Genomic DNA, 21,411 nt, shown 5'->3' on the forward strand with positions numbered 1-21,411 from the left:
GCTTACGAGTCCCTGTTGAGGTACGCCAGTACCGCGAGCACCCGGCGGTGGCCGCTGTCGCTCGGCGGCAGGCCCAGCTTCAGGAAGACGTTGCCGATGTGCTTGCTGACGGCGCGTTCCGTGACGACCAGCGTCTTGGCGATGGTCGTGTTGTCGCGGCCTTCGGCCATCAGCTTCAGGACCTCGCGCTCGCGGGGCGTGAGCGTGTCGAGCGGGTCGTCGCGGCGCCGGGTGAGGAGCTCGGTGACGACCTCGGGGTCCAGAGCCGTACCGCCCGTCGCGACCCGGTCGAGCGCGTCGAGGAACTCGTCGACCCGGCCCACCCGGTCCTTGAGCAGATAGCCGACCCCGCTCGCACCACCGCCGAGCAGCTCGGCGGCGTACGACTCCTCGACGTACTGGGAGAGCACGAGCACCGGCAGGCCGGGCATCTCCTTGCGTGCCTCCAGGGCCGCGCGCAGGCCCTCGTCGCGGAAGCCCGGCGGCATCCGGACGTCGAGCACGGCGATGTCCGGCCGGTGCTCGAGAAGCGCGGGCAGCACCTCGGGGCCGCTGCCCGCGACGGCCACGACCTCGTGCCCGGCGGAGGTCAGCAGCAGCACCATTCCCTCCCGCAGGAGGGCGTTGTCCTCGGCGATCACCACACGCACGGCGGCCTCGTCTCCACTGTCCCGGTCACCACACGCACGGCAGCTCCACCTCGATCACGGTCGGCCCCCCGACGGGGCTGGTCATCAGCAGGGTCCCGTCGAGCGCGGCCACGCGTCGCCGCATACCGAGCAGCCCGGAGCCACCCGCCTCTCCGCCGGAGCCGAGAGCCTGGGAGGTGCCCCCGGCTCCGCCCCGTCCCTCGTCGGCGACCCGGACGCTCAGGCCGCCCCGGTTGCGCACCAGCCGCACCTCGGCGCGCTCGGATCCGCTGTGCTTGGCGGCGTTCGTCAGCGATTCGGCGACCACGAAGTACGCCGCCGCCTCGACCGCCGCCGGGGCCCGGAACCCGCTCCGCGCCCCGTCCTCCAGGCCGTCCACGACGACGGTGACGTCCAGCCCGCTGCTCGCGGCGAGCGCCCGTACGGCGCCGGCCAGTCCCCGGTCGGTGAGGATCGGCGGGTGGATGCCGCGGACGACGTGGCGCAGCTCGGTCAGCGCCTCCTCGGCCTGGCTCTGCGCGTCCTCGAGGAGTTTGAGCGCGGTCTCCGGGTCGCGCTCGTAGGCCCGTTTGGCGATACCGATGCGCATCGACAGGGAGACCAGCCGGGCCTGTGTGCCGTCGTGCAGGTCGCGCTCGATGCGGCGCAGTTCGGCACCGTGCGCGGCGATCGCACCGGCGCGGGTCTCGGTCAGCTCCTCGATCCGGACGGCGAGCAGCGCCTCCGGGGAGGGCTTGAGCAGGGCGGTGGACCAGGCGGCGTCGAGGTCCGCGAGGCGGCCGATCAGCGGCAGGACGAGCGGGGAGCGACCGAGCAGCCCCTGTCGTACGCCGTCGACGGGCAGGCCCAGCAGCCACAGCGGGGCGGTGAGCAGTCCGAGGAAGCCGTAGACGTAGTGGAAGACCATCCAGCGGAAGTCGCCGAGGGTGCCGGGGCCGCGGATGGCCGTGCGCAGTCGTTGCCGCAGCGGGCCCTCGATGGGCTGGTAGGCCTCGGGGATCGCTCTGCCCGTCCACTGGGCCACCAGGTTCCGCTTGGCCCCGGCGATCCGCCGGACCAGCAGCACCGTCTCGGGCAGCAGCCCGGCGCCGACGACCGCGAGCGTCAGCGTGGCCGTGATCAGCAGCACGGTGATGAAGAGGATCGTGCCGAAGGCCAGCGCGGCGGACATGACGAGGCCGGCCGTGGCCCGCGCCGCCTGCCGCACCGTCTCGCGCATGGCCACAGGTTAGGCGAACGGCAGTCCCCGTGGGCGAACAGGTGACCTGGTGAGGTGCAGCACCCTTCTCACAGGCCGCAGGGAGGGACAGCCCGCCGCCTGAGCGGCTTTCGACAGGCGCCCGAACCCGCCGCCCGTCGAACACGTGGCCGCCCGATGCCCGCCCGTCGGACAAGGTGCCCGCCCCATGCCCGCCCGTCGGACAGGTGCCCTCACAACGCCCGCAGCGCCGCCGCCGTGGCCCGGGCCAGGCTCGCCAGGTACCCCTTCGGCAGCTTGGGCCCGTGGACCACCACCGCCCGCCAGTACAGCGGGCCCGACATGAGGTCGAGCGCGAGTTCCTGGTCGATCCCCTCGCGCACCTCGCCCCGCGCGGCCGCCGCCGCGACGATCCCGCTCGCCACTCCCTGCTGGCCTTCCCGCAGCGCCTTCTGCATGGCGTCCGCGATGTCGGGGTTGCGGGCCGCCTCCGCCTGGAGGTCCGGGATGATCTGGCCGGCCACGGGGTGGCGCAGCGCACGGGAGGTGACCTCGTACAGCAGGCGCAGGTCGCCCTCCAGGGAGCCCGTGTCGGGGACGGGCAGCCCCTGGACCGCTATGGCGGAGACCACGTCGAGCACCAGGTGCAGTTTCGAACGCCATCGCCGGTACACCGCCGTCTTGCCGACGCCCGCGCGGCGCGCGATGCCCTCGATGGACATCCGGGCGTAGCCCACGGCCGCGAGCTCCTCGAAGACGGCGGCCCGGATCGCCTCGGTCACGTCCTCGCGCAGCACGGCCGCCCCCGCCGGAGCCCTACGACGCGGGGCCTTCCCGGCAGCACTCCCCGCGTTCGCGGCGGCACTCGTGGTGTCGGCGTTCGTCGTCATGCCTTCCAGCATAGGGCGTTACGACGAAACGGTTGCGTTCCGACGTCGAGAAGCCATAGTCTCGCGTTGCGACGATACGGTGCCGTCCCGACGTAAGAAGCTGGCAAAGCGGCAGTAAGAAACGTTAAGGACGGCCCACGCATCCCACCCCCCGAGCGAAAGCAGCGGATGTGAGCCAGGTCCTCCACACACCGCCGACGTCGGTTCCCCCCACCGACGATCCCGCGGCGCTCGCCGCCCGGTACGGCCTCACCGTCAGTGGCGCCCGCCCGACGCTGCCGGAGTACGTCCGCCAGCTCTGGGCACGGCGTCACTTCATCACCGCCTTCGCCACCGCCAAGCTCACCGCCCAGTACAGCCAGGCGAAGCTCGGCCAGGTCTGGCAGGTGGCGAACCCGCTGCTGAACGCGGCGGTCTACTACTTCATCTTCGGTGTGCTGCTCGGCACCAAGCACGGCGTGCCGGACTTCGTGCCGTTCCTGGTCACCGGCGTCTTCATCTGGACCTTCACACAGAGCTCGATCATGGCGGGCACCCGGGCGATCTCCGGCAGCCTGGGCCTGGTCCGGGCCCTGCACTTCCCGCGGGCCGCGCTGCCGGTGTCGTACGCCATCCAGCAGCTCCAGCAGCTGCTGTTCTCGATGGCCGCACTGGTCGTCATCCTGCTCTGCTTCGGCATTCCCGTGAGCGCGTCGTGGCTGCTCGTCGTGCCGATCCTGACGCTGCAGTTCGTCTTCAACGCGGGCGTGGCGATGATCATGGCGCGGATGGGCGCCAAGACGCCGGACATCGCGCAGCTCATGCCGTTCGTGCTGCGCACCTGGATGTACGTCTCCGGTGTCATGTGGAGCATCGCCTCGACGCTCAAGCACAGCCACATGCCGCACTGGGCGATGGTCGCGCTGGAGAGCAACCCGGCCGCCGTCTACATCGACCTGACGCGCTACGCGCTGATCGACAGCTTCCACGCCCACCAGCTGCCGCACCACGTGTGGGCGCTGGCGATCGGCTGGGCACTGTTCGCCGGAGTCGGCGGCTTCATCTACTTCTGGAAGGCCGAGGAGACGTACGGACGTGGCTGACATGGCTGACACCCTCACGCAGGACGCCCGGCCCCGGGATGCGGCCGGCAGCGCCGACGCGCTCGTCCCCACCGTCGTCGCCGACCACGTGGACATCGTCTACCGGGTCAACGGCACCGGTGCGGGACGGGGCAGCGCCACCGCCGCGCTCAACCGCATGCTGCGGCGCAAGCAGACCGAGAAGGCCGCGGGCGTACGCAAGGTGCACGCCGTCAAGGACGTGTCCTTCACCGCCTACCGCGGCGAGGCCATCGGTCTGATCGGCACCAACGGCTCGGGCAAGTCCACCCTGCTCAAGGCGGTCGCCGGCCTCCTTCCCGTGGAGAACGGCAAGATCTACACCGACGGTCAGCCCTCGCTGCTCGGCGTCAACGCGGCCCTGATGAGCGACCTCACGGGTGAGCGGAACGTCTACCTCGGCGGGCTCGCCATGGGCATGTCCCGCGAGCAGGTCAAGGAGCGCTACCAGGAGATCGTCGACTTCTCCGGCATCAACGAGAAGGGCGACTTCATCACCCTCCCGATGCGGACGTACTCCTCCGGGATGGCGGCGCGACTGCGGTTCTCCATCGCGGCGGCCAAGGACCACGACGTGCTGATGATCGACGAGGCCCTCGCCACGGGGGACCGCTCCTTCCAGAAGCGCTCCGAGGAGCGGATCCGAGAGTTGCGCAAACACGCGGGCACCGTGTTCCTGGTGAGCCACAACAACAAGTCGATCCGGGACACCTGCGACCGTGTGCTCTGGCTGGAGCGGGGGGAGCTTCGCTTGGACGGGCCCACGGAGGACGTGCTCGCGGAGTACGAGAAGTTCACGGGGAAGTAGGGGCGACTCAGGGGGTGCGGGGAACTGCTCGACGCCGGCCGCGAGTTCGTCGTGGCCGGCCGCGCAGTTCCCCGCACCCCTTCGGGGCGCCTCTGCTCACCTCTCCAAGAAGGTGAACAGGTCTTCCCACCTGCGGACGATCTCGTCCGTCGTGTAGCGCTGGATGTTGACGCGGGCCGCCTCGCCCATGCGGTCGCGCAGGTCCTTGTCGGACATCAGGGTGTCGAGACGGCGGGCCAGTTCCCCGGTGTTGCCCAGGGCCGCCAGGAGACCGTCCTCGCCGTCCTGGACGATCTCGTGGACGCCGGGTGCGCAGTCGAAGGCGGCACACGGGAGGGCGGTCGCCATGGCCTCCATGAGGGCGAGGGGGAAGCCCTCGCCGCGGGAGGACAGGACGAAGACGGAACCGCCGCGCAGGGCGCCGGGTACGTCGCTGGTGCGGCCCATCCACTCGACGGAGTCGTCGAGGCCCAGGGCGGTGCACTGCTTCTTGAGCATCTCCTCGTCCTCGCCGGAGCCGAAGATCCGCAAGGTCCAGTCGGGATGGCGGGGCGCCACCTCGGCCCAGGTGTCGAGGAGCATGTCGATGCCCTTCTGGTCCGAGAGCCGGCCGACGCTGACGACGACGTTCTCGGTGCGCGAGGAGGGCACCTCGGGCATGAAGGGGATCGGGTTCGGCATGAAGGACGCGTTGTCGAGGCCCTGGCGGATCCACAGGTCGGCGTCCTCGCGGGTGAGCGCGAGCATCCGGTCGACGTCCTTGTAGTGCTTCTGCACCCGTCCGAAGCGCGAGGTCGCCTTCGAGTACGCGAAGGACTCGTGGCTCATGCCGATGACGGTCAGGCCGGTGGTGTCGGCGAGCTCCACCCACTCCATCGCCCACACCTGCGTGACGATCACGACGGCGCCGGGGCGCGCGGCCCGGAACAGCCGGGTCAGCTTGGCGGCCTGCTCGCGCATGCCCGCCGCCCGTTCGGCGCGCAGCCTGCGCTCGGCGACGTTGAGCCGCCCCTTGATGCCGCGCGCGGAGCCCACGCGCGGCGGGTGGGCGTCGTACAACGTCGTGGTGGGGTACGGGAGTTCGCCGAGCTCCTGGACGACCGCGGGCTCGGTGATGCCGATGACGTGGACGCGGTGGCCGCGCTCGGTGAACAGCCGGGCCATCTGGTGCGACCAGCTGGTCACGCCGCCGAGCTCGTCGACGCTGTTGGAGACGAAGAAGACGTCCCGCTCGCTGTACGCGGTCACGCGCGCCTCCACTGGGAGAAGAACTGGTCGACGATGCTCTGCGCGGCGTTGCCCTGGTCGAACTCGCCGAAGTCGGCGACGAACCGCTCGCGCGGGGCCGCGTACTTCACCTTCTGCTCCTCCAGCGATTCCAGGACCGCGTGCAGCTCGTCCTCGGTGCGGACGACCGGGCCGGGGGCCCTCTCCAGCAGGTCGAAGTAGGTTCCTCGGCCCTCGTGCACGTACTCGTCGTAGTCGTACGTGAAGAAGAACATCGGGCGGTCGAGGAGGGAGTAGTCGAACATCACGGACGAGTAGTCGGTGATCAGACCGTCGGCAAGCGCCAGCAGGGGGGTCATGTCGTGGTAGTCCGTCACGTCGATGACCCGGCCGCGCACGGAGGGCGGCAGCACGACGTGGTTGAGGTAGTGCGAGCGGACCAGGAGGACATAGCGGTCGCCGAAGGTGTCGGCGAAGCGCTCCACGTCGAAGGGCAGCTCGAACCGGCGCTTGCCGCCGCGCTGACGGAAGGTCGGCGCGTACAGCAGGATCTGCTTGTCCTCCGGGATGCCGAACTCGGCCGCCAGCGCACCGCGTTCCCGCTGCCCGGTGGCCTCCTCGTGCTGCTTGGCCTGGACGAGCGCGTCGTTGCGCGGGTAGCCCACCCGCAGCAGCGTCCGCTCCTGGAGCCGGAACGCCCGCGCGAGGGTGCGCACGTCGTGCTCGGAGCGGATCAGGAAGCGGTCGAAGCGGTCGAGGGTGCGCTGCTGCTCGGCCTGCTCCTCACGGGACTTGAGCTTCCACTCCGGCTCGTCGAAGCCCATCCGCTTGAGCGCCGAACCGTGCCAGGTCTGGATGTACGTCGTCTCGGGCCGCTTGGTGACCTTCAGCGGGTAGCTCTGGTTGTCGACCCAGAACTCGGCCTGGGCGAGCGCCTTGAGGTACGGCAGCGACCAGCGGCGTACGAGGGTGGCGTCGTCCGGGAAGCCCTGGGGGCTGTCCGCGTAGGCCCACACGGCCTCGAACTCCAGGCCCTGGCGGCGCATCTCCTCGTAGATGGCCTTGGGGCTGTCGCTGTACTGCCGGCCCAGGTGGCTCTCGAAGACGACGAGGCCCTTCTTGACGGGCAGGCGGCTGAACACGTCGTGGTAGACGCGCAGCTTGGTGTCGCCGGAGGCGAGTTCCTTGCGCAGCGCCTTGACCTTGCGGTAGCCGGTCTTGGCGAGCCGCCCGGTCGGGCCCTGCACACCGCGCTGGACGAGTTCGTTGGCCTTCTTGTCCGGCACGAGCCGGAAGGAGAGGTGGCCGCGGGAGGAGACCTCGGGCTCGATGCGGTCGGCGACCAGCCGGGTCAGGCGGGGCCGGACGGGCAGGTGCCCCTGGGCCAGCTCGGGCTCGGAGGCCGTGAGCCGGGTCGTGGTGCGGACCGTCCCCGCGCCTTCGCCCTCACCGGCGACGGCGAGGTGGAGGCGTACGTCCCAGACCGCGTCCACGATGCCGAGCGGGCGCAGGCCCTTGGCGAGGTCGGCCGAGGCCTCCCAGGCGATGGCCTCGCCCTCGTGCCGCACGGTGGCCACGGGGAAGCGGAAGGTCTGGAAGCGCACGCCCGGACGGCGGGCGTAGAACTCCAGCTGCGCGGAGAGCCGGGCGTCGGAGGGGATCACGCCGAGCGGGTTGGTGATGCGCCCGGCCAGCCGGACGGTGCCGTCGGTCTCCGCGTATCCGGTCAGCGCGTTGCGCAGGAACATCTTCTCGACCGGCTTGGTGTGGTAGCCGAGCTCGGTGACGTCCAGGACGTGCCGGGCGAAGGCGTCGTGCTCGATGTGCTCGGCGCACCAGTACACGCGCCCCTCGTGCTCGACGAGCGGCGAGGAGATCTTGTCGCGGTTGCTGAGCGTGTCCACCGCGGGCAGCAGGTTGTCCCAGTCGGCCTCGTGGAGGAGGTACGCGCAGATGGCGTGGATCGGCTCGATCTCGTCGAAGGCGACGCGGTCGATCGACTCCAGGTAGGCGCGCGCGATCTGCGCGAACTCCTGGCGGTAGGTCTCGTCACGGAAGGGCAGCTCGCGCAGGTGCAGCACCAGGTCGTGCTTGAGCCACTTGACGTCCTTGGCGAACTTCAGCTCCAGCAGTCCGTGGTCGGCGAGGAGCTGGTCGACCCGGCGGTGGATCTCCATGCGGTGCGTGAAGTTGGCGATCTCGTCACGCCGGTTGCTGATGGACTTGGCGGCCGCCTTCTCGACGATCCGCCAGTCGTACACCCGGTTCGGGATGAGCGTGATGCGCCGCGCGGCCACGTAGGCCTGCGCGGAGAACAGCAGGTCCTCGTAGTGGATCCCGACCGGGAACTCGAGGCCCTCATCGAGCAGGAACTGCCTGCGGTAGCACTTGTTCGTCGACAGCGTGTCGAAGACCAGCAGGTCGGGCAGCTCGGAGATGGACTCCAGGGTGCGGGTGCGGTCGTACAGCCAGGGGTACCACTTGACCTCCTTGCCGGTGCGCGAGTCGACGTGCACACGCACGCACAGGCCCGAGACGAGGTCCGCGCCGGTGGACTCGGCGGCCTCCAGCATGTTGCGGCAGGCGTTGCGCTCCAGGACGTCGTCACTGTCCAGGAAGAGGACGTAGTCGCCGCGGGCCTGCTGGATGCCGTGGTTGCGGGGGGCGCCGCAGCCGCCACTGTTCTCGGGCAGCCTGAAGGCCCGGACGCGGTCCGGGTGCGCGGCGGCCAGTCGCTGCGCCACGTCGTACGAGCCGTCCGTGCTGCGGTCGTCGACGATGACGACTTCGACGCCGCGCAGGGTCTGGTCGAGAACGGAGCGCACGGCCGTCGTCAGCCGGGACGCGTCGTTGTAGACGATCACGACCACGGACACGGCGGGCACGGCTGCTGTTTCTGCTGGCGGGCGGGGGTGATCCACACTCATCCTATTAATGCTAGACATTCCTGATGGTTCAACCTAGGCGATCTAGTCCATTTGCGTATCACCTAGGTAGATGTCGATCGCCCGCAAAGGGTTGCGGGCGGCTGTCTAGCGGCTGTGTTTCACCTGTTCGAACACCCAGGTGCGGTAGACCAGGAAACGGAACGCCGAGGCCAGCACGATCGACAGCGCCTTGGCCAGGTTGGAGCCGAGCGGGGTGTCCATGCCCAGACCGTGGTAGCCGATGTAGAACAGCGCGCTCTCCATGATGACGCCGATGCCGCTGAAGGCGAAGAACAGGGCGATCTGGCGTCGGGTGCGCGAGGCCCGGTCACGGTAGGCGAAGAAGCGGAAGCCGAGGTAGTTGCCGCCCATGGCGACACAGCTGGCGATGACCGTGGCGGCCATCGGGGCCCACTTCAGGCCGTGCAGGAGAAGGTTGAAGACCAGGAAGTTGACTGCGATACCGCTACCGCCGACGGCTCCGAACTTCACCACTTCGAGGACGATCCGCCGGGTCCTTTCGATCGCCCCGGGAGGAGTGGCGGCTGGTGCGGGCTGGTGCGGCGCGGGGGCCTGTCGGCCTACACGGGCCGGCCCCTCGGAGAGATTCACGGTCACAATTGTCCCTTTTATCAGTAATAGGTAAATTCCAGTTCCGGTTTTCCCGAGAGATCCGCAAGAGCGAGGCAAGAGGGCGGCCAGGGCGCTTGCGCCTACCCGCACAAACAGGGGCAGCCCCGGCCATCCCGGCCGGGGCTGCCCCATCGACGTACATCCGATCGAGTGAAACAAGTGCACTCACGAGTGAGTCAAGCGCACCCAGAGGTGAACCACGCGGGGGTCACCTCGACCCCCGCGCGTGCGTCACCGCGCTCTACGAGTGCGTCCGCAGAAGCGTCCGCATCGTGCGCATCGCCACCGACAGGTTCGCCAGGTCGAACGAGTCCGAGGTCTGGATCTCCTCCAGGGTGGTGCGGGCGCGGCCCAGGATCGCGGCGTTCTTCTCCTCCCAGGCCTTGAAGCGCTGCTCCGGGGTCGAGGTGCCGTTGCCGACGGCGAGCACGTCCGCGGTGAGCGCCGCGTGGGCCGCGTACAGGTCCTCGCGGATCGAGGCGCGGGCCATGGACTGCCAGCGGTCGGCACGCGGGAGCTCGATGATGCGGTCCATGAGCTGGGTGATGTTCAGGCGGTCGGCGAGGTCGTAGTAGACCTCGGCGACGGACATCGGGTTCTTGTCCATGCGGTCGGCCACCGCGACGATGTCCAGCGTCGGGAAGGCCGAGGAGAACCCGGCCACGTGTGTGGCCAGCTCCTCGGGCACGCCGGCGCCCGTCAGCTCCTCGAAGATCTGCTGGTACCACTCCAGGTCCGCCCCGCGCAGCAGCTTGGGCAGCTCGCCCCAGACCTGCGCGACCCCCTCGCGGAAGAAGGAGATGTTCTCGGCGAGCTGGAGCGGCTGCGGCCGGTTGTTGAGCAGCCAGCGCGTGCCCCGCTCGACGAGACGGCGCGAGTGCAGCCGGATCCTGGTCTGGACGTCGGCGGCGACGACATTGTCGAGCGCCTCCACCGCGTCCCACACCTTGCTCGACTCGAAGATCGCGCGGGCCGCGGTCTGCGCCCGGACGATCTCCTCCAGGGACGCGCCCGTCTCCTCACGGAGGCGGTGCAGGAAGCTCGTACCACCCGTGTTGACCGTGTCGTTGACCAGGACGGTCGTCACGATCTCGCGGCGCAGCGCGTGCGCCTCGATCTGCTCGCGGAACTTCTCGCGCAGCGCGGTGGGGAAGTACGCGAACAGCAGGCTCTGCAGGTACGGGTCGTCGGGCAGCGAGGTGGCGAGCAGCTCGTCGGAGACCGTGATCTTCGTGTACGCGAGGAGCACGGCCGTCTCCGGACCGGTCAGGCCCTGCCCGGAGTTGAGCCGCTCACGGATCTGCCGCTCGTTGGGCAGGAACTCCAGCGCCCGGTCGAGGTGGCCCTCCCTGACCAGGAAGCGCAGGAAGCGCTGCTGGGCGTGGAGCATGCTCGGCGACTGGGCGAGCGCGTTGGCGATCGCCACGTTCTGCGCGTAGTTGTTGCGCAGGACCAGGGCGCCGACCTCGTCGGTCATCTCGGCGAGCAGCTTGTTGCGCTGCTTGACCGTCTGATCGCCGTTGGTCACGACCGCGTTGAGCAGGATCTTGATGTTCACCTCGTGGTCGGAGGTGTCCACGCCCGCGCTGTTGTCGATGGCGTCGGTGTTGATCTTGCCGCCGTGCTGCGCGAACTCGATCCGGCCCAGCTGGGTCAGACCGAGGTTGCCGCCCTCGCCGACGACCTTGACGCGCAGGTCGGCGCCGTCGACGCGGATGGCGTCGTTGGCCTTGTCGCCGACGTCCGCGTGCGTCTCGGCGGACGCCTTGACGTACGTACCGATGCCGCCGTTCCACAGCAGGTCGACCGGCGCCTGCAGGATCGCCTTCATCAGGTCGGCCGGGGTCATCTTGGTGACACCGGCCTCGATGCCGAGGGCCTCGCGGACGTGCGCGTTGACCGGGATCGCCTTGGCGGTCCGCGGGAAGACTCCGCCGCCGGCCGAGATCAGCTCGGTGTCGTAGTCGGCCCAGGACGAGCGCGGCAGCTCGAAGAGACGACGGCGCTCGGCGTACGAGGTCTCCGCGTCCGGGGTCGGGTCGAGGAAGATGTGCCGGTGGTCGAAGGCGGCGACCACGCGGATGTGCTCGGAGAGCAGCATGCCGTTGCCGAACACGTCACCGGACATGTCACCGACGCCGACGACGGTGAAGTCCTCGGTCTGGGTGTTGACGCCCAGCTCCCGGAAGTGCCGCTTCACGGACTCCCAGGCGCCGCGCGCGGTGATGCCCATCTTCTTGTGGTCGTATCCGGCGGAGCCGCCGGAGGCGAAGGCGTCCCCGAGCCAGAAGTTGTAGCTCTCGGCGACCTCGTTGGCGATGTCGGAGAAGGTCGCGGTGCCCTTGTCGGCGGCGACGACGAGATAGGTGTCCTCCCCGTCGTGCCGGACCACGTCCACCGGGGGCACGACCGCGCCGGCGACCAGGTTGTCGGTGATGTCGAGCAGCGCCGAGATGAAGGTCCGGTAGCTGCGGATGCCCTCCGCGAGCCAGGCGTCGCGGTCCACGGACGGGTCGGGCAGCTGCTTGGCGACGAAGCCGCCCTTGGCGCCGACGGGCACGATGACGGTGTTCTTCACCATCTGCGCCTTGACCAGGCCCAGGATCTCCGTCCGGAAGTCCTCACGCCGGTCGGACCAGCGCAGACCACCGCGCGCGACCTTGCCGAAGCGCAGGTGCACGCCCTCCACCTTCGGCGAGTACACCCAGATCTCGTACGCCGGTCGCGGCGCCGGCAGGTCCGGGATGGCCTGCGGGTCGAACTTCATGGAGACGTACTCGTGCGGCTTGCCGCCCAGCGCCTCCTGGAAGAAGTTGGTGCGCAGGGTCGCCTTGATGAGGGTGAGGAAGGAGCGCAGGATCCGGTCCTCGTCCAGGCTTGCCACCTGGTCGAGAGCGGCGTCCAGCTCCTCCATCAGCGCGTCGGTCAGCTCGACACCGGCGTGCTGGCGCTCCGGCGACATCCGCGCCTCGAAGAGGGAGACCAGCAGCCGGGTGGTGTGGACATTGTTTCGGAGGGTGTCCTCCATGTAGTCCTGGCTGAAGGTGGAGCCCGCCTGGCGCAGGTACTTGGCGTACGCGCGCAGCACCATCGCCTGCCGCCAGGACAGCCCGGCGCTCAGCACGAGGGCGTTGAAGCCGTCGTTCTCGGCCTCGCCGGTCCAGGTGGCGGCGAAGGCCTCCTGGAAGCGCTCACGGCCGTCGTCGCCGAGGTAGTCGCCGTTGCCGTTCAGGGACTTGGGCAGGCGCAGCCCGAAGTCGTAGATCCAGGCCGTCGTACGGTCCGAGCAGCGCAGCTCGTACGGGCGCTCGTCGGTGACCTCGACGCCCATGCGGTTGAGGGCCGGCAGGACCGCCGAGAGGGAGACCTGCTCGCCGGTGCGGTAGATCTTGAAGCGGCGCTCGCCGGGACCGGCACCGACCGGCTCGTACAGGCTGAGCGCGAAGTCCTTGCTCCGGTCGCGGGTGAGCTTCTCCAGGTGGACCAGGTCGGCGACCGCGGCACGCGGGGTGTGGTCGGCCTTGTAGCCCTCGGGGAAGGCGCTGCCGTAGCGGCGCAGCAGCTCGGCCGCGCGCTCCTCGCCGCACTCGGCGTTCAGCGCCTCGGCGAAACCGTCGGCCCAGGAGCGGGCGGCCTCGACGAGCCGCACCTCGAGCCTGTCCTTGTCGGCGTCGCTGAGCTGTGTCAGCTCGGTGCCCTGCGGAACCCGGACCACGAAGTGCAGCCGGGAGAGGATCGACTCGGTGTTCCAGGCGGTGAAGTCGACGCTGGTGCCGTTCAGCTCCTCCTTCAGGATGTCGATGATCCTGAGGCGCACCCCGGTGGTGTAGCGGTCGCGCGGGAGGTAGACGAGGGCCGAGTAGTAGCGGCCGTACTCGTCCTGGCGCAGGTAGAGGCGCAGTCGGCGCCGCTCCTGGAGGTAGAGGACGCTGGTGACGATGGCACGCAGCTCGTCGGCGGGCGTCTGGAAGAGCTCGTCGCGGGGGTAGGTCTCCAGGATCTGGAGCAGGTCACGGCCGTCGTGGCTGTTGGGCGAGAAGCCCGCGCCCTTGAGGACCTCCTCGACCTTGCGGCGGACCACGGGGACACGGCGCACGGACTCGGTGTACGCGGCCGAGGAGAACAGGCCCAGGAAGCGCCGCTCACCGACGACGTTGCCCTCGGCGTCGAACTTCTTCACACCGATGTAGTCGAGGTAGGACGGCCGGTGCACGGTGGCGCGGCTGTTGGCCTTGGTGAGGACGAGCAGCTTGTGCTCACGGGCCTTGGCGCGGGCGTCGGCGGGCAGCCGCTCGAAGGACGGGCTGACCGGGTGGCTGTCGTCACCGCCGTGCTGCGGGTCGGAGCGCAGGATGCCGAGTCCGGTGCCGGGGACGGCGGCCAGCGAGTCGTCGTCGCGCAGCTCGTACTCGCGGAACCCCAGGAAGGTGAAGTGGTCGTCCGAGAGCCAGCGCAGCAGCTCACGGGCCTCCTCGACCTCCAGGTCGCGCAGGTCGTCGGCGGTCGGCTCGGTGGGCAGTTCCTCCGCGATGCGCAGCGCGGCGTCGCGCATCTTCTCCCAGTCCTCGACGGCCTCGCGGACGTCGGACAGGACGCGCAGCAGATCGGCGGTGATCTGCTTCAGGTCGGCGCGGTCGGTCTCACGGTCGATCTCGACGTGGATCCAGGACTCGACGTGCGCGTCGTGCGGCAGATTCTCGAGGGTGGGCCGACCGGGCAGCACCTCGATGAGCTCGCCGGTCAGATCGCGCCGTACGACGAACTGCGGATGGATGACGAGGTGGATGCCGCGGCCCTGCCGGGACAGCTCGTTGGTGACCGAGTCGACGAGGAAGGGCATGTCGTCGGTCACGACCTCGACGACGGAGTGGCTGCAGGTCCAGCCGTTCTCCTCGACGGTGGGCGTGTGCACTCGGACGTTGGCCGTGCCCTGGGGGCGGTTCTCGGCCAGTCGGTAGTGGGAGAAGGCGGCTCCGAAGACATCGACCGGGTCGCGGTCGGTCAGGTCCTCCGGGGCTGTGTGCAGGTAGTAGCGCTGGAGGAACGCGAGCACGGTGTCCTTGTCCGGAGTGCCCTCGCTCGTCGTCCCAGTCGGTAGGTGCCCCCCGACCGGGCTGTTCTCAGCTACCCGGGCAGCCCTCTCGAGCAGCTCGGCCTTGGCTTCGTCCAGCTTGGTCTGCATTGTCCTCTGGCTCCTGTCGCGCGCCGTTGCGTGACGTAGAAGGAAGTACGGTCTCTTCTCCGACGTAACGCCGTGACGCGGGGTGTCCGGTCTGGTTCGACGCTATGCCGCATGGAGAGATGAGCGGGGGGGTATCGGCCATTCTCGGCACCCTCGGCGACTGTGACGCTGATCTCTGCGTCGTCCGTCCCCGGGGTGTCCGCGGCCTACGGAGAACGCTCGCGATTCCGCTTGCGCCCGCGTTTCCGCTGGTGCTTGCCGCGGTCGCCGCTCCGTCCCGCCCGTGAAGATCAGCGATCGCCGCCCGGTCACGGATGTCGTCCGTGCGCTCCGGGCGCGAGGCAGGGGCAACTGGGCCCCCGCGAGATATCGCGCTGATCACGCCACCAGGCTATCGCTCCCTACCCGGGGCCCGTCATGAGCCGTATGTGTACAAAACCGGGGGTGGAACTTTGACAGTATGCACAGGGACGAAAGGGACGGGAACGTGCAGTCCTCCGGTAACCCTCTCCTGCGGCACCACGTTGACTAGGACGGTGGGGCGGAGGCGGAATAGAGCTGGGGCCCCGCTGAAGTCCCTCCGAAGTCCCGTTGAGACCCGCTGGGTCCTTGCTGGGTCCTGCTGGGCCCTGCTGGGCCCGCCGGGTCACGCTGGGCCCGCGGGGTCCCGCTGAAGCTCCACCCAAGCTCCACCGAAGGGAGCGGCACCGACATGACACCGAAGATCCTGATGGTCACCGGCGACGCGGCGGAATCACTGGAGGTCCTGTACCCCTACCAGCGCCTGCGCGAGGAGGGCTACGAGGTCCATATCGCGGCCCCCACCCGCAAGCAGCTCCGCTTCGTGGTCCACGACTTCGAACCCGGCTTCGACACGTACACGGAGAAGCCCGGCTACACCTGGCCCGCCGACCTCGCGTTCTCGGAGGTCGACCCCGGCCAGTACGCCGCCGTGGTGATCCCGGGCGGCCGCGCGCCCGAGTACCTCCGCAACGACCCCGAACTCCGCAAGATCCTCAAGTCCTTCTTCGACGCCGACAAGCCCGTGGCCCAGATCTGCCACGGCCCGCTCCTCACGGCCGCCGCCGACGCCCTGAGCGGCCGCCGCGTCACCGCGTACCCGGCACTCGAACTGGACATGCAGGCCGCCGGAGCGACCTTCCAGGACGCGGAGGCGGTGGTCGACGGCACCCTCGTGTCCGCCCGTGCCTGGCCGGACCACCCGGCCTGGATGCGCGAGTTCCTCAGGGTGCTGAGGGAGAAGGCACCCGTGGACTGAACGACTCGGCGGCGGTGACGTGGGAGGTGTGAGCCGGGCATGCGGCTCAGCACCGGCGAGATCCGAGCCGGGTACGCGGCTGCCCCACCGACGAGGGGCGCCGCACACCCCGGGCGCCGCCGCACCCCCGGGCAGCCGGCTCGGACGACAGGCCTACGCCGCCATCAGCCGCTCGGCCTCCTCGACCGCCTCCTCCAGGCTGTCCACCACGGGCACGCCGACCCCTTCCAGGCTGGCGCGACTGTGTGAACCGCCGGTGTAGAGCACGGCCCGCGCCCCCACGTGCAGGGCGGCCACCGCGTCGTCGGCGGCGTCCCCGATCACCACCGTGCGCTGCGGGTCCACGCCCGCGAGCGAGCCTATGTGCCGCACCATGTGCTCGGCCTTGCTGCCGCCGGACGGCCCGACCCGGCCCTCCACCCGCACGAAGTGCGGCTCGATCCCGAACCCCCTGACCAGCGGCACCAGTTCCTCGTGCACATACATGCTCAACAGCGACTGGCTGCGCCCCGCCGACCGCCAGTCCGCGAGCAACGTCGACGCCCCCTCGGTGAGCTCGCACGTCACGCGGTGCTCCGCGTAGTACCGATGGAAGGTGTCGTCCATGACCTCCCACTCGGCATCGGTCGGCAGCCGCCCCATCAGCCGCTCGTAGAACTTCGGCACCGGCACGCAGTACAACTCCCGGTACCGCTCCAGCGTGAGCGGCTCCAACCCCAACTCGGCGAACGCCGCGTTCGTCGCCCCGATGATCGCGGCGTTGTCGTGGAACAGCGTCCCGTTCCAGTCCCACACGATGTGCGCTGCTGCGCCCTGCTTCCCCATACCAAGAAACTACCCGCCCGCACTGACAACGCCCCTCGGCGCAGGCTCAGTCCTCCAGCCCCACCAGGTTGGGGATCTCCTGCGTCGCGAACCACAACAACTCGTGGTCCTCGGCCCCGTCCACGATGAACTGCGCGTCGTCGTCCCCGTGATCGGCCGCCCCGAGCGCGTCCACGGCGGCCGAGACGTCCTCGTCGGCGTCATCGGCGTCCACGTGCACCGCGGCCGCCTTGGACAGGGCCACGGGCCCCGACACCCGCACCTCACCGAGCGCCGCCGGATCGAGACCCCGGTCGGGATCGGCGACCGCGGCCCGGTCGGGAACGTCGACCGCGACGACCACCCGCCGCCGCACGGCCCCCGGTTCCCCCGCGAGCAGCCGCAGCGAGGCCAGCGCGGCCCGGTTCAGCGCCGCGTACTCGAGCTCCTCGATGTCGTCGGAGAGGTACCACTCGCGCAACGCGGGCGTGACGGCGTACGCGACGACCGGTCCCGCCGCCAGCTCCCCCGTCTTGTACGCCTCGGCGAGACCGGAGAGGGTCAGGGGGACGTAGACGCGCATGGCTGGCCGCTTTCGTAGTCGGGAGGGTTCCCGGGTCGGAGGGCTCCCGGAAGGGCGGTCCCGCGCCTCCCGGGAAGGCCTTCAGGATACGTGCGGGCGTCCCCTTTCGGGTCCCGGTCCCTCCCCCGTACGGCGTCCACCCCCGGCCCTCGATTCACCCGGAACATCCCTTCCCCGCCGGGCCTCCCACCCCTCCCGCTCACTCTGATAGGTGAACCCTCCTGCCGCCGCGGCACGCACCCGGCGTCCTTGCGGGGACCCGCTCCCGCCTCGTAGAAGATCCCCAACACGAAGTTACCGCCCGGTATCAACCGGTCACGGCGTGCGGGGCCGACGCCGAACGGGACGACGCATGAACGGGGACGACGCATGAACAAGGTGATGACCAGGACGAACCGCCGCCCGGGCACCCGCCCACCCGGCCGCCACGACAGCCGCCGCCCCGGCACCACCCCACCGCGCACCCCGGGCGCGGGCGCACCCCGCCCGGCCCCGGGAGACAGCCCGCCGCAAGCGCCCCCGGCGGAGGCCGCGTCCCGCACGCTCCTCCTGCCCCCACCGGCCGACCACCCACGGCCGTCGCCGCCGTCCCCATCGCCGTCCTCACCGCCGTCCTCACCGCCGCCGCAGCCCCGCCCCACCGACCTCTTCGCCGACCGCCTCCTCGCCGTGCTCAGCGGCCAACGCCCCGTCCACTGCATGCTGCGCCACACCGCGGGCCGGGCCTACGACGAGCTGGCCTGGCTCGCCGAACGCGGCCCCCTGCGCACCCGCGGCACCCGCCCGGTCGTCCGCGACATCGGCTACTACGTGCCACGGCCCGGCGCGATCGAGGCCTTCGCCCGCATCGGCGCGGGCGACCGGCTCCGCGCGATGGCCTTCCGCCTGGAACAGGGCCCCGATCTGCGCTGGCGCTGCACGGCGGTGGAACTGGGCGGCCCCCGCATGCCCCGCCCGGACGACGACTGACCAGCCCCTGGGTCCCTGCCCCCCACTGGCAACTCCTGCGGGACCCTGAACCCCGACCCGCGACTCCCACGGGACCTTGAACCCCGACCGGGAACTCCCATGGGCCCTGAACCCCGACCGGCAACCTCCACGGGACCCTGAACCCCCTCTGAGCAACGCGAAGGGCCGGACACCCACAGGTGCCCGGCCCTTCACCGCTACTCAGCCCTCACCGGCCCTCACGAGCCGATCGGTCACTTCTTGCGGCGCCGCCCGTTGCTCTTCTGCTGCTTGCGGCGCTCCGCGCGCGTGAGGCCGTCCGCCTCGGAACGCACGGGCTCGTCGTCGTCGTTGGCGAAGTCGCCCTCGACGATGCCGCCCTCACCGTCCACGGTCGGCGCGGAGAAGTGCAGCCGGTCGGGACGCTGCGGGGCGTCGAGCCCCTTGGCGCGGATCTCGGGACGCGCACCCGCGGGCACGACGTCCTCCTTCTTCTCCAGCGACGGCGCGGCGTCCTCGACCGGGACCTCCTCGACCTGCTGCTCGACCTGAACCTCCAGGTTGAACAGATAGCCGACGGACTCCTCCTTGATGCCGTCCATCATGGCGGAGAACATGTCGAAGCCCTCGCGCTGGTACTCGACCAGCGGGTCCTTCTGCGCCATGGCGCGCAGGCCGATGCCCTCCTGGAGATAGTCCATCTCGTAGAGGTGCTCGCGCCACTTGCGGTCGAGGACCGACAGGACGACCCGCCGCTCCAGCTCCCGCATGATCTCGGAGCCGAGCTGCTCCTCACGGGCCGCGTACTGCTCGCGGATGTCGTCCTTGATGGACTCGGAGATGAACTCGGCGGTCAGACCGGCACGGTCACCGGCCGCCTCCTCCAGCTCGTCGACGGTGACCTTCACCGGGTAGAGCTGCCTGAAGGCGCCCCACAGCCGGTCAAGGTCCCACTCCTCGGCGAAGCCCTCGGCGGTCTCGGCCCCGATGTAGGCGTCGATCGTGTCGTCCGTGAAGTGCTGGATCTGCTCCTGGAGGTCCTCGCCCTCCAGGACGCGGCGGCGCTCGCCGTAGATGACCTCGCGCTGCCGGTTGAGCACCTCGTCGTACTTCAGAACGTTCTTGCGCGTCTCGAAGTTCTGCTGCTCGACCTGCGACTGGGCGGAGGCGATCGCGCGCGTGACCATCTTGTTCTCGATCGGCACGTCGTCCGGCACGTTGGCCATCGACATCACGCGCTCGACCATCTGGGCCTTGAACAGGCGCATCAGGTCGTCACCGAGCGACAGGTAGAAGCGGGACTCGCCCGGGTCGCCCTGACGGCCGGAACGACCGCGCAGCTGGTTGTCGATACGACGCGACTCGTGGCGCTCGGTGCCCAGCACGTAGAGCCCGCCGAGCTCCTTGACCTCTTCGAACTCCGCCTTGACGGCCTGCTCGGCCTTCTCCAGAGCGGCGGGGAGGGCCGCGGCCCACTCCTCGATGTGCTCCTCGGGGTCGAGGCCACGCTGACGCAGCTCCGCCTCGGCGAGGTCATCGGGGTTGCCGCCGAGCTTGATGTCCGTGCCTCGACCGGCCATGTTCGTGGCGACGGTCACAGCGCCCCGGCGGCCGGCCTGGGCGATGATCGGGGCCTCACGGTCGTGCTGCTTCGCGTTCAGCACCTCGTGCTGGATGCCGCGCTTCGAGAGCTGCTGCGAGAGGTACTCGGACTTCTCGACCGACGTCGTACCGACGAGGATCGGCTGGCCCTTCTCGTGCTTCTCGGCGATGTCGTCGACCACCGCGTCGAACTTGGCGACCTCGGTGCGGTAGATCAGGTCCGACTGGTCCTTGCGGACCATCGGCTTGTTGGTCGGGATCGGGACGACGCCGAGCTTGTAGATCTGGTGGAACTCGGCGGCCTCGGTCATCGCCGTACCGGTCATGCCGGAGAGCTTGCCGTAGAGGCGGAAGAAGTTCTGCAGGGTGATCGTGGCGAGCGTCTGGTTCTCGTCCTTGATGTCCACCCCTTCCTTCGCCTCGATCGCCTGGTGCATGCCCTCGTTGTAGCGGCGGCCGGCGAGGATACGGCCGGTGTGCTCGTCGACGATCATGACTTCGCCGTCGATGACGACGTAGTCCTTGTCCTTCTTGAAGAGCTCCTTGGCCTTGATGGCGTTGTTCAGGTAGCCCACCAGCGGCGTGTTCACCGACTCGTACAGGTTGTCGATGCCCAGCCAGTCCTCGACCTTGGAGACGCCGGGCTCGTGGATGGCGACGGTGCGCTTCTTCTCGTCGACCTCGTAGTCCCCGGTCTCCTCGAGGCCCTTGAGGGGGTTGCCGGCCTCGCCCTTCTTCAGCCGGGTGACCAGCTTGGCGAAGTCGCCGTACCACTTGGTGGCCTGGTCGGCCGGGCCGGAGATGATGAGCGGCGTACGGGCCTCGTCGACGAGGATGGAGTCGACCTCGTCGACGATCGCGAAGTTGTGGCCCCGCTGGACGAGCTCGTCCTGCGACCAGGCCATGTTGTCGCGCAGGTAGTCGAAGCCGAACTCGTTGTTCGTGCCGTACGTGATGTCGCACGCGTACTGCTCGCGGCGCTGGGCCGGCGTCATGTTGGCGAGGATGCAGCCGACGCTCAGACCCAGGAACTTGTGGACGCGACCCATCATCTCGGAGTCGCGCTCGGCCAGATAGTCGTTGACCGTGATCAGGTGAACGCCGTCTCCGGAGAGGGCGTTCAGATACGCGGGCAGCGTGCCGACGAGGGTCTTGCCCTCGCCGGTCTTCATCTCCGCGACGTAGCCGAGGTGGAGCGCGGCGCCACCCATCATCTGCACGTCGTAGTGACGCTGTCCGAGGACGCGCTTGGCGGCCTCACGCACGGTGGCGAAGGCCTCGGGGAGCAGGTCGTCCAGGCTCTCCCCATCCGCATACCGCTGCTTGTACTCATCAGTGAGGGCGCGCAGCTCGGCGTCGGAGAGGTCGACGAAGTCCTCTTCGATGGAGTTGACCTGGTCCGCGATGCGGTGCAGCTTGCGCAGGATCTTGCCTTCGCCTGCACGCATGATCTTCGAGAGGACGGACACGGGGGTTTGTCTCCTTGCCGGTCGGGCCTGGGACGGTCGGGTTCAATGTCAGATTCAAATCACAGCTTGAGCAACGGCCATCGTAAGCGAGGACCCCACCGCGCCGGGAGG

14 protein-coding genes are annotated in these 21,411 nt (G+C 69.6%); 4 read left to right on the forward strand and 10 right to left on the reverse strand.

Annotation, left to right across the window (positions count from 1 at the left end; genetic code table 11):
• Positions 1-2: 2 nt before the first annotated feature.
• From AQJ27_RS39480 to AQJ27_RS39490, 3 genes are all read right to left on the reverse strand, one after another.
• Positions 3-650, reverse strand: a complete 648-nt coding sequence (locus tag AQJ27_RS39480; protein ID WP_067379956.1) for a response regulator transcription factor — start codon at positions 648-650, stop codon at positions 3-5.
• A 25-nt stretch (positions 651-675) separates the two neighbouring features.
• Positions 676-1,869: a sensor histidine kinase gene (locus AQJ27_RS39485; RefSeq protein WP_067379959.1), complete on the reverse strand. Its 1,194-nt coding sequence runs from the start codon at positions 1,867-1,869 to the stop codon at positions 676-678.
• Between the two features lie 212 nt (positions 1,870-2,081).
• The gene (locus AQJ27_RS39490) at positions 2,082-2,738 is read right to left on the reverse strand and encodes a TetR/AcrR family transcriptional regulator (protein ID WP_235613754.1); all 657 of its coding nucleotides are present in this window, start codon (positions 2,736-2,738) and stop codon (positions 2,082-2,084) included.
• Positions 2,739-2,908: 170 nt separating this feature from the next.
• On the opposite strand from AQJ27_RS39490, the gene AQJ27_RS39495 reads away from it, so the two are divergent.
• A complete protein-coding gene (locus AQJ27_RS39495; protein WP_067379966.1) occupies positions 2,909-3,820 on the forward strand; it encodes an ABC transporter permease in 912 nt (303 codons plus the stop codon).
• 1 nt (position 3,821) lies between these two features.
• Complete coding sequence (locus tag AQJ27_RS39500) at positions 3,822-4,646, forward strand: ABC transporter ATP-binding protein (RefSeq protein WP_067379969.1); 825 nt, start codon at positions 3,822-3,824, stop codon at positions 4,644-4,646.
• Positions 4,647-4,742: 96 nt separating this feature from the next.
• Here the strand turns inward: AQJ27_RS39500 and AQJ27_RS39505 are convergent, their stop codons facing one another.
• From AQJ27_RS39505 to AQJ27_RS39520, 4 genes are all read right to left on the reverse strand, one after another.
• Positions 4,743-5,894 (reverse strand): glycosyltransferase, encoded by a 1,152-nt coding sequence (locus AQJ27_RS39505; RefSeq protein ID WP_067379972.1) that lies wholly within the window; start codon positions 5,892-5,894, stop codon positions 4,743-4,745.
• Positions 5,891-8,800, reverse strand: a complete 2,910-nt coding sequence (locus AQJ27_RS39510) for a bifunctional glycosyltransferase/CDP-glycerol:glycerophosphate glycerophosphotransferase (RefSeq protein WP_067379974.1) — start codon at positions 8,798-8,800, stop codon at positions 5,891-5,893. Before AQJ27_RS39510 ends, AQJ27_RS39505 begins: the two co-directional genes overlap by 4 nt.
• Before the next feature lie 105 nt (positions 8,801-8,905).
• Complete coding sequence (locus tag AQJ27_RS39515) at positions 8,906-9,412, reverse strand: GtrA family protein (RefSeq protein ID WP_235613753.1); 507 nt, start codon at positions 9,410-9,412, stop codon at positions 8,906-8,908.
• Between the two features lie 262 nt (positions 9,413-9,674).
• Positions 9,675-14,615, reverse strand: coding sequence for an NAD-glutamate dehydrogenase (locus AQJ27_RS39520; protein WP_067379979.1), 4,941 nt, complete (start codon positions 14,613-14,615; stop codon positions 9,675-9,677).
• Between the two features lie 712 nt (positions 14,616-15,327).
• On the opposite strand from AQJ27_RS39520, the gene AQJ27_RS39525 reads away from it, so the two are divergent.
• A complete protein-coding gene (locus AQJ27_RS39525; RefSeq protein ID WP_067379982.1) occupies positions 15,328-15,894 on the forward strand; it encodes a DJ-1/PfpI family protein in 567 nt (188 codons plus the stop codon).
• Between the two features lie 153 nt (positions 15,895-16,047).
• Here AQJ27_RS39525 and AQJ27_RS39530 read toward each other — a convergent pair whose 3' ends face one another.
• Together AQJ27_RS39530 and AQJ27_RS39535 are read right to left on the reverse strand one after the other, a co-directional pair.
• Positions 16,048-16,719 (reverse strand): HAD family hydrolase, encoded by a 672-nt coding sequence (locus AQJ27_RS39530; protein ID WP_067379985.1) that lies wholly within the window; start codon positions 16,717-16,719, stop codon positions 16,048-16,050.
• Between the two features lie 46 nt (positions 16,720-16,765).
• Positions 16,766-17,281, reverse strand: a complete 516-nt coding sequence (locus AQJ27_RS39535; protein WP_067379988.1) for a DUF6912 family protein — start codon at positions 17,279-17,281, stop codon at positions 16,766-16,768.
• 369 nt (positions 17,282-17,650) lie between these two features.
• On the opposite strand from AQJ27_RS39535, the gene AQJ27_RS39540 reads away from it, so the two are divergent.
• On the forward strand, positions 17,651-18,250 hold the full coding sequence (locus AQJ27_RS39540) for an Rv3235 family protein (RefSeq protein WP_067379991.1): 600 nt from the start codon (positions 17,651-17,653) through the stop codon (positions 18,248-18,250).
• 233 nt (positions 18,251-18,483) lie between these two features.
• Here AQJ27_RS39540 and secA read toward each other — a convergent pair whose 3' ends face one another.
• Positions 18,484-21,300, reverse strand: a complete 2,817-nt coding sequence (gene secA, locus AQJ27_RS39545) for a preprotein translocase subunit SecA (protein ID WP_067379995.1) — start codon at positions 21,298-21,300, stop codon at positions 18,484-18,486.
• Positions 21,301-21,411: the final 111 nt, after the last annotated feature.

The sequence above is a fragment of the Streptomyces olivochromogenes genome (assembly GCF_001514115.1).
In the GTDB taxonomy this organism is placed as follows: Bacteria; Actinomycetota; Actinomycetes; order Streptomycetales; family Streptomycetaceae; genus Streptomyces; species Streptomyces olivochromogenes.